We start from the raw sequence: 12,940 nt of genomic DNA, 5'->3' as shown, positions 1-12,940 counted from the left end.
CCCTTTCTCGGGTAAACTACAAGGTAGGAGGTGTGTGTTTAACCATGAAAATAACGTATTACGGCCATTCAAGTTTGCTGTTGGAAGAAGGTGGAGTCCGGGTTATCATTGATCCGTTTATATCCGGCAATCCAGCTTCGGGAATCGCTCCCCAGGATATTCAGGTGGATGCGGTTGTGCTGACCCATGGACATTCCGACCATTTTGGGGACAGTATCGAAATTGCAAAACAGAACGACTGCCCGATTATTGCGATATTTGAGCTTGCTTCCTACTGCGGCAGTCAAGGTGTGAAGGCACAGGGATTGAACATCGGCGGAAGCGCTCAGTTTGATGGTTTCAAGGTCAAGTATACGCAGGCTTTCCATACATCTTCGATTGAGGTGGACGGCCAGTTCCGGTATGCGGGAGAGGCCGCAGGCGTCATTGTGACGATGGGGGACAAGTCATTCTACCATGCCGGTGATACCGCCTTGTTCAGCGATCTGAAACTGATTGGGGAACTGAACAAGATCGATGCGGTGGCGCTGCCGATTGGCGACCTGTTTACGATGGGGCCGGAGGAAGCGCTGCTCGCTGCGAAGTGGATCGGTGCCAAGCATGTGATCCCTGTTCACTACAACACCTTCCCGGCCATCGCCCAGGATGCCGAAGCTTTCTGTGCCGAGCTGGAGAAGGCGGGTCTTCAAGGACATGCGCTGAAGCCGGGTGACAGCTTGACGCTGTAGCATGCTGGCATCAAGAGATCACTCGCGGTAGGCATTTTTCCACACGACAAGAACTGAGGTTCATTGAATAATAGAATCGAATGAAATGAGAAGAAGCTTCCCGTGCATGATTGGCATGGGAAGCTTCTTTATGGTGATTATACAGGCATGCATAAGCTGGGGCCTTGGGGCTAGGCTAGGAGTTATCCGCCGTGAACGTGTAAGGCATGTCCCCATATGGCTCGGCTGCTCTGTCCTCCAGCAAAGCAAGCACATGGGAAGCGCAGCGGCTCGGTGTCACAATCGGGAGGGTGACAGCCCGGTTTCGATATTCCGCGGCATGCTTGTCGCGATGAGCGAGCATGTCCAGCCATTTATGAATGACGGCAGGAGAATCCAGCACTTCTCCCAAGCCTTGGCTTACAAAATATTGACAGTTCTCTTCCTCCTGACCCGGGATCGGTTCATAGAACAGCATCGGGATTCCTTTGGCTGCGCCCTCGGTGCATGTCATCCCGCCGGGCTTCGTGATTAGCAGATCGGATACGTCCATCAGCTTATGGATATCATCGCGATACCCGAAGACGTGAATATGCGGGTGACGAAAAAGCGGGTCCTCACGCATGTCCGCAATCTGCTTCTCATTATCGCCCATGCAGAAGATGAGCTGGATATCGTCCGCCCGCCGGGCCAGAATCCGGGTCAGCTCTTGGTTGAAGATCAGCCCCCAGCCGCCCCCCATAATGAGGATGGTGGGCATATCCTTGATGTGAAGCTCGGCATGAAGCTGCTCGCGGCATCTTCGTTCCCAGAACTTCGGATGGACAGGAATTCCTGTCACATGTATGTATTCTGGCTCCACCCCGCGCTGCATCAATAGATTCTTCACATGCGGCGTAGATACGAGATATTGATCGACCTCCGGATTGACCCATGTGCCATGCGCGTCGTAGTCCGTGATGAGCGTGTATAACGGTGTGGGCAGTCCCTGGCGCTTCAGCCGGGAGACAACGGCATTCGGGATCGGATGGGTGCATATGATGACATCCGGCTTCAGCTGCTCGATCACCCGCTCGGCCTGCGCATAAAAGATGCGATGAAGCATGAGCCTGGTGAGGCGGTTTAATGATTTTGCATATCCGGAACGGTAAAGCTTTCCGACCAGCTGGGGATGCTCGCTCACGGTTTTGCGATATGCCGACTGGATCATCGGCGCTACCGTCGGATTCAGGAAATGGCCGAGCTCCATTACGCGGCAGTGCACGTCGGGGCACATTTGCTGCATGCCTTTGGCCAGCGCGTAGGCCGCCTGGGTATGTCCGGTTCCGAATCCTTCCGAGAATAGAAGCACTCTTGTATATTTCATAGTTCACCTACTTTTTTCTACTCCTATCCAGTTTCTAGTTCTGACATAACCAGTCTATTAGATGTAAATTCTTGAAAAATAGGAGTGTATAATAGTATACGTGTGAACACGGCGGGCAGTTCAACTTTTTTTCATGCTTGTCGCCAAGCGCGGTACGCCGCGGCATCTTCTTCGTTGAACGAACAGCCCTGCTCTTTGTTATTTAGACAAATCCCGTCATATTGACCCTGGAACGGGCTGAATTTTTTTCAGTACCTGCTTGCAAAAGAGAAAGCCATCTGTTACATTTGTTGTTGACTGAATGACCGGAAATGAATTTTGGTCATTTATGCGGCAATGAAGAGGTAACAATAATAACCGTACAGGAGGGGTTAGCGTGCCAGCTGTGGATCGGCGGAAGCAGGTGCTGGAAGCTGCCTCCAAATCGTTTGCTTTATTCGGGTATAAAGCGACGACGATGGAACAGGTGGCGAAGATTGCGAATGTAGGGAAAGGAACGATCTATACCTTTTTTACGAACAAGGAAGAGCTGTTTGACGAGATTCTGCAATCGTCCATTGTGGAGATGAGGCGCATTAGCGAGCGGGAGATTCGGGAGGACCGGGATTTCTTCGACAATCTGTACCGGGTGCTGGATGCGCTGCTGGAGTACCGGAGCGAGCATGAGCTGTTTATTAAGCTGTCCCAGGAACTTCGGGATATCGGAACCCCGATGGCGCATGAAGGATTGGCGAAGGTGGAGAACAGCATTATCGGTTACCTGCAGGGCATTGTGGAGCATGCCATCTCGATCGGGGAAATCAAGCCGCTGGATGCGCAGGTCGTGTCCTTTGTCATGTTGAAGCTGTACGTAGCGCTCACGACGGACTTTAATCAGCTGCGCGAGCCGCTGGATAAGGAGCAGATCAAGGAGTATATGATGCTGTTTCTGGCGGAAGGATTGAAGGCAGAGTCACCGGGGGCGCGTTAACATAATGCAGCTCGCTTGGTTCGGTTGTTGTTATTGGTTATATAGAAGGAACTGATACTGGGCGGGCTGAGCTGAAGCATTCGATGAAACAGACGACGGAGATGAGGGACCGCCTGGAGGTGGGTTCCTCGTACTCGCCCTTTCTCTGCCCGATCAGCAGCGGTTTAGTGGAGAGGCAGGTGGATGACCAGCGAAAGGCATGCTAATGCCCCATGCCGGTCAGGTTTCGTAAAGCTGGCTCATATCGTCGTATCATGAATTTCGGCCTGGGACAAGGCGCGCTCGAGCATAGCAGTCTGGCTGAATGGAAATGGTTTTTTGAGGTGGTGGAGTTCGTATTATTTTTTTGCTCTAAAATGACCAAATGGGGAAAATGGTCAACTGGTATCTGTAAAAAAGAGAATATTAAAATTGGGATCAATCGGATGACCCGTGTTTGACGTTATAAACTTGTCTGAAGCGAAGGGAGAAGAGGGAGGGCTTAAGATGCTGGAGAAGCAAGGGCTCGCTTTTGTCTTCGGATTCGCTGATGGGGTTATGAAGAAAACGGAGGGGAAAGTGACCAGGATGTTCCTTCCTTTTCCGCAGCGGCATGATTCGCGAATCGTCAAGCGCTGATGTCTGATATGAACCTGAAAATTAGAAATTAGAGATGATATATAGAAAGAGAAACAGAAGGAGAGAGACAGGATGAAATCATTATCTGTATTTGCTAAAGATGTCGGCGCTGCTGTCCGGAACCGGAAGTTTCTGGTGACGATCATCGCAGTGTTATTTATCCCGGTGCTGTACAGCGGGATGTTTCTCGGCGCATTTTGGGACCCGTATGGCAAGATGGATGAGCTGCCTGTTGCTGTTGTCAACAACGATACCGGCGCTGAGTTTGAAGGGAAGTCGCTGCAGGCGGGTGCCGATCTTGTCGCGGAATTGAAGAAAGCGAAGGCGTTTAATTGGCAGTTCGTCAGTGAAAGCGAGGCCGAGCAGGGGATGAAGGACAACAAGTATTATATGACCATCGTCATCCCTGATAATTTCTCGCAGCAGGCGACCACGCTGATGGATGATCATCCGCAGCCGGCCAAAATCGTGTTTAAACCGAATGAGGGCTACAATTTCCTGGCCGGACAGATCGGCGGCACAGCGGTAAAGGAAATTCAATCCAAGGTATCTGCGAAAGTCACCGAGGCGTACACCGAAACGTTATTCGATCAGGTGGAGAAGGTTTCGGGCGGCCTGAGCGAAGCCGGAGACGGCGCGAGCAGGCTGTCTGAAGGGGCGGTTGAGCTTGATGAAGGAGCGCTCAAGCTGAAGCAGAATCTGGCGAAGCTGGCCGATGGAACGCTTGAGCTTCAGCAAGGCATCGCGCCATTGGCAGCAGGCGTGCAGGAGCTTGACGCCGGAGCCGGAACGCTGAAGTCGGGCGCCAGCGCGCTCGCTTCGGGCCTGGCGCAGCTTCAAGGCGGGCACGGCGAGCTGCTGGCCGGTGCCGAGCAGACCGGCCAAGGCGCAGCGAAGCTCGAGGCCGGGCTGGAATCGGCGGCCGAGGGCAGCGCCGAGCTGAAGGCCGGCCTGGATGCCAACCGGGCCGGCGCCGCGGAGCTTGCCCAGGGCGCGCACAGCGCGCACGAGGGCAGCCGTCAGCTTGAACAGGGATTGAACCAATCCCTGGAGGCGACGGCAGCGCTCGAGCAAGGGGCGAAGCGCGTAGCGGAGGGGCTCAAGCAGCTGGCGGACAGCCAGCCTGAGCTGGCCGCCAGCCCGGACGTTCAGCAGCTGCTGGCGGCAAGCCAGTCGCTTGCCGCTGGCACGAGCGAGCTGAACGCAGGCCAGAAGCAGCTGGCCCAGGGCGCAGCCGGGCTTGCGGAAGGCACGGCCCGGCTGGACGCCGGGTCCGGGCGGCTGAGCGCCGGAGCGGAGCAGCTGGCGCAAGGAGGCGAGCAGCTGGCCGCAGGCAGCCAGGAGCTGCTCGCTGGGGCGAAGCAGCTGAATGCAGGCCAGAAGCAGCTGCTGGACGGCATGAAGCTGTTCGGCGCGAAGCTGGGCGAAGCCGCTGCCGGGGGCAAGGAGCTGGCCGGCGGGGCAGTGAAGCTGTCGGAAGGCACGGGCCAGCTGGCCGCCGGGGCTGGCGAGCTGGGCTCTGGTGTCGCTGCGCTCGCTGACGGGTCCAGACAGCTGGATTCCGGTGCGGGTGAACTGGTAAGCGGCATGGACACGCTCAAGGCGGGCAGCGGTGAGCTGGCCGAGAAGCTGAGTGAGGCAGCGGACAAAACGGGAGGCATTCAAACGACCGAGGAGACCGTGAGCATGTTTGCCGGTCCTGTGCAGGTCGATGAGATGAAAGTGAATGAGGTGCCGAATTACGGTACCGGCTTCTCGCCTTATTTTCTGTCCCTTGGCCTGTTCGTCGGCGCGCTGATCTCCACGATCATCCTGCCGATCCGCGATACGACGGTGCAAGGTGCGACAGGCTGGAACCGGTTTGTCAGCCGGGCGCTATCCTTTGCCGGCATGGGGCTCGTGCAATCGCTGCTGGCGGTCATTGTGGTGCTGTACGGATTGAAGCTGGAGGTGCAAAGCGTGCCGCTGTTCTACCTGTTCTCGTTCATCACAAGCCTGTCGTTCATGTTCCTGGTGCAGATGTTTGTCACCTGGCTTGACCAGCCCGGGCGCTTCGTGGTCATCATCATTCTCATTCTGCAGCTGACGACAAGCGCAGGCACGTTCCCGGTAGAGCTGATTCCGGGCTGGATGAAGGCGCTGAATCCGCTGCTGCCGATGACCTACAGTGTTATGGGCTTCAAGGATGTTGTGTCGACCGGAAACTTCAGCGGCATGTGGAGCAGCGCCGGAGTGCTGATCGGCTATGGCGCCGTGTCTCTGATCATCACATCACTATATTTCCTGATTCATCACAGTAAGCATAAATCGGCCGGGAGCAGCACGACTGCGACTGCCTGAGGTCTTATGATTAGAAAGAAGAGCGATCATGCGCGGGATTCCCGGGCGTGGCCGCTCTTTTTTCGTAGGGATGGCTGCATATCTGCCGGCGTGGCGGTTCGGCATGTGTTATTTGCATGTTTTTTTGCACTTTTCTACATAAACATGATCCGGAAAGTGTGACTCTACTCACAAAAACAATTCTTATCATATTCATAAAAACTTTGAATTGCCTGCTACCATCTGTGATGATAAAATATATAGAACTAATTCATCTACGTGTTAGGTAAATGTTAACCTTTGTCGCTTTTGCACAATACTGCATTACCTCTTAGAAGCGTTTCTGCGCGAAGTGGGTTGCGGTGAAGTGCAAACCTATCTTCCGTTATACCAATGTATTTTTATAATCTTATAAAGAAAGGTTGCATCTTATGAAACATACTGATTTCCCACAGAAGCAGGGCCTCTATGATCCTCAGTTTGAAAAAGATGCGTGCGGCATGGGCTTTGTTGCCCACATCAAAGGCAAGCCTTCCCACGAAATCGTCAGCAGTGCGCTGACGATGCTGGCGAACATGGAGCATCGCGGCGGCCAGGGAAGCGAGCCGAACTCCGGCGACGGAGCGGGCATCATGATACAAATTCCGCATGCTTTCTTTGCAGAAGAGGCGAGAAAACTGGGCTTTGAACTGCCGGCTGCCGGTCAATACGGAGCGGGCATGCTGTTCCTCTCCCATGATCCTCAGGTGCGTGCAGCCCATGAAGATTTGCTTGCATCCATTATTGCCGAGGAAGGGCAGACACTGCTAGGATTCCGTGACGTTCCGACCAATGATGAAATGCTGGGCAAGACCGCGAAAGCGGCAAAGCCGTACGTGCGTCAAGTCTTTATCGGACGGAGTGAAGACATCAAGGATGATCTGGCGTTCGAGCGCAAGCTGTATGTGATCCGCAGACGCGCTGAGCTTGCGATCCGCTACAGCGGCAAGCCGGAAGGCGACAGCTTCTATGTATCCAGCCTGTCGTGCCGGAAAATCGTGTACAAGGGGATGCTCACCACCGAACAGGTGGGACAGTTTTACCTTGATCTTCAGGAAGAGCGTTTCGAATCTGCGATTGCGCTCATCCACTCCCGTTTCAGTACGAACACATTCCCGAGCTGGGAGCGTGCCCACCCGTACCGGTTCATGATCCACAATGGCGAGATCAATACGCTGCGCGGGAACGTGAACTGGATGCATGCGCGTCAGTCGCTGTTTGAGCATGAGCTGTTCGGCAGCGACCTTGAGAATATCAAGCCGATCATTACTCCGGACGCTTCCGATACCGGGATGTTTGACAACACCTTTGAATTTTTGTATCTCAGCGGACGCTCGCTGCCGCATGTAGCGATGATGATGGTCCCTGAGCCTTGGAATAACCATGAGAGCATGGACGAAACGAAAAAAGCGTTCTACGAGTACCACAGCACGCTGATGGAGCCGTGGGACGGACCTGCAGCGATGGCGTTTACGGACGGTATCCAAATCGCCGCGACGCTAGACCGCAATGGTCTTCGTCCATCGCGTTACTATGTAACGAAGGACGATCTGATCATTCTCTCGTCCGAAGCCGGTGTGCTGGATGTTGCACCGGAGAATGTGCTGTACAAGGATCGCCTGCGTCCGGGACGCATGCTGCTCGTTGACACGAAGGAAGGCCGCATCATCTCCGATGAAGAGGTGAAAGCTGCGATCGCGTCTGAGCATCCTTACAAAACATGGCTGAACGAGCATCTGGTGGAGCTTGACGAGCTGCCTGAGGCGCCGGAGCTTCCGGATCCGAAGCATGAGAATGTTCGTCAGCTGCAGCAATCGTTCGGGTATACGTTTGAAGAGCTGCGCAAAGTGATGGAGCCGATGGCGCTGACAGGTGCCGAGGCTGTGGCTTCGATGGGCTACGATGCCCCGCTTGCGGTGCTGTCCGAACGTCCGCAGCGCTTGTTCAACTACTTCAAGCAGATGTTTGCCCAGGTAACGAATCCGCCGATCGATGCGATCCGGGAGGAGCTTGTCACCTCCACCGCTACGACGATTGGGCCGGAGCGGAACCTGCTGAAGCCGGAGCCGGAAAGCTGCCGCCATATCCGTCTGGATACGCCGGTGCTGTCCAACGAGGAATTTGCGAAGCTGCGCCATATTCATCGTCCGGGCTTCAAGTCGATGACCATTCCGATCTTCTTCCCGGCAGCGGAAGGGGCAGAGGGGCTGCGCAAGGCGATTACCGGCTTGTGTGAGGCGGCCGATCGCGTCATCGCCAAAGGCCATAACATCCTGATTCTGTCTGACCGCGGCGTGGATAAAGAGAATGCGGCGATTCCGTCGCTGCTGGCCGTGTCGGCGCTGCATCATCATCTGATCCGCCAGGGAACGCGGACGAAGGTCGCGATTCTTCTGGAGTCCGGCGAACCGCGGGAAGTTCATCATTATGCGCTGCTGCTCGGTTATGGCGTGAGCGCGGTGAACCCGTATCTTGCGTTCGAGACGCTGGATGATATGATCCAGGAAGGCATGCTGCGTGGCATCTCGCATGAGAAGGCTGTGAAGAACTATATCAAGGCAGCCAGCAAAGGCGTGGTGAAGGTGTTGTCCAAGATGGGCATTTCCACCATCCAGTCTTATCGCGGTGCCCAGATCTTCGAGGCTGTCGGCCTGAAGGAAGATTTTATCGAGCAATACTTCACACGCACACCGTCCCGTATTGGCGGAATCGGCCTGGAAGAGATCGCGCAGGAGACGCTTGCGCATCATGAACGCGCCTTTACTGACAAGGACGGGAAAGACAAAGCGCTGGACTCTGCCGGCGAATACCAGTGGAGAGCAGACGGGGAAGAGCATCTGTTCAACCCGAGAACGATCCATCTGCTCCAGCAGGCGGTTCGCACAGGCGATTATGAAACGTATAAGAAATATGCCGAGCTCGTACAAGGCGAGAACGAGCAGCACCTGACACTGCGTTCCCTGCTCAAGATCAAGCCTGCAGGAGAGCCGGTGCCGCTTGAGGAAGTGGAGCCGGTGGAGTCGATTATGCGCCGCTTCAAGACAGGAGCGATGTCTTTCGGTTCCATCAGCAAGGAGGCTCACGAGAGCCTGGCGATCGGGATGAACCGCATCGGCGGCAAGAGCAACACCGGTGAGGGCGGGGAAGACCCGGCACGCTTCGTGCCGGATGCTAATGGCGATTCCCGCCGCAGCGCGATCAAGCAGGTTGCATCCGGCCGTTTCGGGGTAACTTCGAACTATTTGGTGAATGCGGATGAAATTCAGATCAAGATGGCGCAAGGGGCTAAGCCCGGTGAAGGCGGACAGCTGCCGGGACGCAAAGTGTATCCTTGGGTCGCTGAGGTTCGCGGCTCTACGCCAGGCGTGGGTCTGATCTCGCCGCCTCCACACCATGATATTTATTCCATCGAGGATTTGGCAGAGCTCATTTATGACCTGAAGAACGCCAACCCTCGTGCAGATATTAACGTGAAGCTGGTGTCTGAGGTCGGTGTCGGCACGATCGCCGCAGGGGTGGCGAAAGGCCGTGCAGACATCATTCTGATCAGCGGTTACGATGGCGGAACCGGGGCATCGCCGCAGGGCTCGATTCGGCATGCCGGCATGCCTTGGGAACTGGGGCTGGCCGAGACACACCAGACGCTCATGATGAACAACTTGCGGGACCGTGTCGTTCTGGAAACCGATGGAAAAATGCTGAACGGCCGCGACCTCGTCGTCGCTGCTCTGCTCGGAGCCGAGGAGTATGGCTTCTCGACCGCGCCGCTGGTGGCTATCGGCTGCATTATGATGCGGGTCTGCCAAATGGACACCTGCCCAGTCGGGGTAGCAACCCAGAATCCGGAGCTGCGGAAGAACTTTACCGGCGACCCGGAACATGTCGTTAACTTTATGCGTTTTGTCGCTGAGGATATGCGCGAGCAGATGGCGCAGCTGGGCTTCCGCACGGTAGACGAAATGATCGGGCGCACAGACTGCCTGGACGCGGTGAAAGCCGATTCCCACTGGAAGAAAAAAGGCGTGGATATCTCTGCGCTCCTGTACACGCCGGAGCTTCCGGAAGGCAGCACACGTTATCGTACGAAAAAACAAAGTCACGGGCTTGAACAGACGCTGGATATGCGTCAGCTGCTGAAGGCAGCCGAGCCTGCCCTTGAATCGGGCACACCGGTAGAGGGAACATTCCCGATTACGAATGTGGATCGCGCCGTTGGCACGATTCTCGGCAGCGAAGTCACCCGCAAGTATGGTGCGCCAGGTCTGCCTGAAGATACCATTCGGTTTACCTTTGTCGGTTCGGCAGGGCAGAGCTTCGGTGCGTTCGTACCGAAAGGCATGACGCTGACCGTTGAAGGGGACGCCAATGACTACATCGGCAAAGGATTGTCCGGCGGCAAATTGATCGTGAAGCCTTCGCCGAAGGCAACATTCAAGGCTGAGGAGAACATCATCGCAGGCAATACCGCCTTCTATGGAGCAACCGGCGGGGAAGCTTACGTTCGCGGCATCGCGGGCGAGCGCTTTGCGGTACGGAACTCCGGAGCGAACATTGTGGTCGAGGGTGTCGGCGATCACGGCTGTGAATACATGACAGGCGGCCGCGTCGTTGTTCTGGGCGAGACGGGACGGAACTTTGCCGCAGGGATGTCCGGTGGCATCGCTTATGTCTATGATCCGGAAGGCAGCTTTGTCAGCCGCTGCAATCTGGAGATGGTGTTGCTTGAGCGCGTGGAGGATCAGAAGGAAGCGGATCAACTGTTCCGGATGATTCAGCAGCATTCCATCTATACGGACAGCGTGCCGGCGCAGCAGGTTCTTGCTGACTGGGATCAGGCGCTCCATCGCTTCGTTCGGGTCATTCCGAAGGACTACAAGCGGATGATTCAGCAGATCGAGAAAGTTCATGCTCAAGGACTATCCGGAGACGCCGCGCTGCTGGCTGCATTCGAAGCCAACATGAAGGAATTGGCCCGGGCCGGAAGCTAAGCGGTAACCTGAAATATCAAGCAATAAAGGCGATTCCCGCCTTTGCGGCTGTTTAATCCGCAGCGGAGTTGCTTTCATAAATGTGAAAAACACACTGCATTTCGACTAAGAATGCAGTGTGTTTTTTTCTTATCGTCCCGATGTTAACGTACGAAAATATGAATTTTACGGGAAATTGATTTTTTGCAACAAACCTATTCGACAAAAATAGAACCCCAATCATGGAACGGCATTTCCATCAGACGACAACATAAAACAAGCACCTTCGTTATAATATTGATAAGTAAGTTTGCAGGCTAAAGGGCGGCGGTTCATTTCAGGAATACAGGTTCAAGGACTGGAATCAACAACGATACATAGCGGCAGGGATGGATAGGAAATCAGTGGACAAGCGGGGGAAGAATGAAGATGAGTATGGATAAGGAGAGAAGCTCTGTCGGTGGCGAGCAGCAGCCGGATGAGCAAAAGGTGAGTCTGGACATCCTGGAGCTCATGATTCAATTGGGAATCCATCCCGACAAATGGCGGCAATACGAGGAGACATATAAAAAATAAGCTGCATACCGGCTCGTCAACACAAAGATCCCCGGAATGTCCAGGAGACATGCTCTGACTCCTGGCTTCCGGGGATTTGTTGTGGTTCATCTTATGCTGAAAAGGCATCAGCATCTTATTTCATGGAACGTTCCATCCGAACGAAAGCAATAAAGCGTCTGGCTTCTTCCTCCGTCAGCTTGCGCCCGTCTACCGTCAGATTGAAACGCTGCAGAATATCCTCATCGGAGAGCTCAAGATCATCAACAAAATCTCTGGCTGCCGAATCCAGCACCGCTTTCTCCTCGGTTGTCCGCCCGATCAAATAATCAATCGACACGTTAAACCGGTCAGCAAGACGGGTCAAGGTATCAAAATCCGGCTTGCGCCGGTTTTTTTCGTAATGAGACAGCGCCGCCCGAGTAATGCCTACCGAATTGGCAAGCTCCTCCTGGGTCCAGCCGCGTCGTTCACGTAACTCTGAGATTCGTTCTCCGTAGTTCATTATGGATCCCCCCTTCGAATCTAGGATGCTGTTATTATTTATGGTTCAATGTAAAAATGACTTCCATGGATTGCCTCAAATCGGTTCTCTTCATGCGTTCCGTTATTGTCCTGCTATAGGGCCATCGGATGTGGACCTATCCGAAAATACAATAAGCGAGCCATGCTTGTAAAGAAATATAAAAACGCATATAAGGACTTGACTGGATACAATATGTATCGTAAAATTGGAAAATAAAACGATACAATACGTATCTTGGATATGCCAAATAGTGACATATAGTATCATTTTATCCTTGGAATTCATGTCTCATACCAGAATTTCATTGGATTAAAGGAGCGAACCGGATAATCCTATGTCAAATGAAATGAGCCACCTCATTCGAGTTGGAGTTCGGATACTCAAAATCGGCAGCTTGAACATTCAAGGAGAACTACATGCTGTAACCCCGCTCGAGCTTCATCCCGAGAGGCTGGTTTTCCTGTGCCGATGGCCGATTCCGATTACTCCTAACGTGAAGCTGGGGTATGAAATTAATGATGGAACCGATCAAATTAGCGTAGCAGGACGCATTGTAACAGAGGAGCCTTTCATGAGCTCCTATCTTTATCATGCCGAAATATACGCAGACCAAGACCAGAAGTCAAGGATAACGGGCATGCTCAACCGGATGATTACGGACTGCGGGCAGGGACGATTGCCGTACCCACACAGCAATAAATATATCATCCAGTGAAAATATGAAGTTGCTAAAGCCATTTTACTATATTTAAGAAGTGCGGTCATTAGTTCTTTTACCTTAAATACACAGGTCCTTTCGTGGCTCATCGGCATCGGCCGCCTGCTCCCGGACGTGAATCCGGCGGCGAGGCAGGGGACGGTTCTTGCACCGAA

General features: G+C 54.0%; 11 protein-coding genes. 9 read left to right on the top strand and 2 right to left on the bottom strand.

Annotated features, from left to right (window positions below):
- Positions 1 to 44 precede the first annotated feature (44 nt).
- On the top strand, positions 45 to 728 hold the full coding sequence (locus CHH75_RS10695) for a metal-dependent hydrolase (protein WP_095264745.1): 684 nt from the start codon (positions 45 to 47) through the stop codon (positions 726 to 728).
- Positions 729 to 903: 175 nt separating this feature from the next.
- Here CHH75_RS10695 and CHH75_RS10690 read toward each other — a convergent pair whose 3' ends face one another.
- Positions 904 to 2,073 (bottom strand): MGDG synthase family glycosyltransferase, encoded by a 1,170-nt coding sequence (locus tag CHH75_RS10690; protein WP_095264746.1) that lies wholly within the window; start codon positions 2,071 to 2,073, stop codon positions 904 to 906.
- Positions 2,074 to 2,449: 376 nt separating this feature from the next.
- On the opposite strand from CHH75_RS10690, the gene CHH75_RS10685 reads away from it, so the two are divergent.
- The 7 genes from CHH75_RS10685 to CHH75_RS24830 all read left to right on the top strand — a co-directional run bounded on the left by CHH75_RS10685 (position 2,450) and on the right by CHH75_RS24830 (position 11,562).
- Complete coding sequence (locus CHH75_RS10685; protein ID WP_095264747.1) at positions 2,450 to 3,043, top strand: TetR/AcrR family transcriptional regulator; 594 nt, start codon at positions 2,450 to 2,452, stop codon at positions 3,041 to 3,043.
- Positions 3,044 to 3,126: 83 nt separating this feature from the next.
- Positions 3,127 to 3,249 (top strand): hypothetical protein, encoded by a 123-nt coding sequence (locus CHH75_RS25260; RefSeq protein ID WP_255223013.1) that lies wholly within the window; start codon positions 3,127 to 3,129, stop codon positions 3,247 to 3,249.
- Between the two features lie 6 nt (positions 3,250 to 3,255).
- Positions 3,256 to 3,483: a hypothetical protein gene (locus tag CHH75_RS10680; RefSeq protein ID WP_095264748.1), complete on the top strand. Its 228-nt coding sequence runs from the start codon at positions 3,256 to 3,258 to the stop codon at positions 3,481 to 3,483.
- Positions 3,476 to 3,661: a hypothetical protein gene (locus CHH75_RS24630; protein WP_141235829.1), complete on the top strand. Its 186-nt coding sequence runs from the start codon at positions 3,476 to 3,478 to the stop codon at positions 3,659 to 3,661. The genes CHH75_RS10680 and CHH75_RS24630 overlap by 8 nt, the downstream gene beginning before the upstream one ends.
- A gap of 72 nt (positions 3,662 to 3,733) precedes the next feature.
- On the top strand, positions 3,734 to 6,001 hold the full coding sequence (locus CHH75_RS10675) for a YhgE/Pip domain-containing protein (protein ID WP_095398126.1): 2,268 nt from the start codon (positions 3,734 to 3,736) through the stop codon (positions 5,999 to 6,001).
- 410 nt (positions 6,002 to 6,411) lie between these two features.
- Complete coding sequence (gene gltB / locus CHH75_RS10670; RefSeq protein WP_095398125.1) at positions 6,412 to 11,007, top strand: glutamate synthase large subunit; 4,596 nt, start codon at positions 6,412 to 6,414, stop codon at positions 11,005 to 11,007.
- A 402-nt stretch (positions 11,008 to 11,409) separates the two neighbouring features.
- A complete protein-coding gene (locus tag CHH75_RS24830; protein WP_176475524.1) occupies positions 11,410 to 11,562 on the top strand; it encodes a hypothetical protein in 153 nt (50 codons plus the stop codon).
- Positions 11,563 to 11,677: 115 nt separating this feature from the next.
- Here the strand turns inward: CHH75_RS24830 and CHH75_RS10665 are convergent, their stop codons facing one another.
- Positions 11,678 to 12,046 (bottom strand): helix-turn-helix domain-containing protein, encoded by a 369-nt coding sequence (locus CHH75_RS10665; RefSeq protein ID WP_095264761.1) that lies wholly within the window; start codon positions 12,044 to 12,046, stop codon positions 11,678 to 11,680.
- Between the two features lie 367 nt (positions 12,047 to 12,413).
- Here CHH75_RS10665 and CHH75_RS10660 point away from each other — a divergent pair, with 367 nt between their 5' ends.
- Positions 12,414 to 12,782 (top strand): hypothetical protein, encoded by a 369-nt coding sequence (locus CHH75_RS10660; protein WP_141235828.1) that lies wholly within the window; start codon positions 12,414 to 12,416, stop codon positions 12,780 to 12,782.
- The last annotated feature ends 158 nt before the right edge of the window (positions 12,783 to 12,940 follow it).

It is taken from the genome of Paenibacillus sp. 7541 (assembly GCF_002276395.1).
Lineage (GTDB): Bacteria > Bacillota > Bacilli > Paenibacillales > Paenibacillaceae > Paenibacillus_AQ > Paenibacillus_AQ campinasensis.
This window is presented reverse-complemented; position numbering and strand designations above follow the sequence as displayed.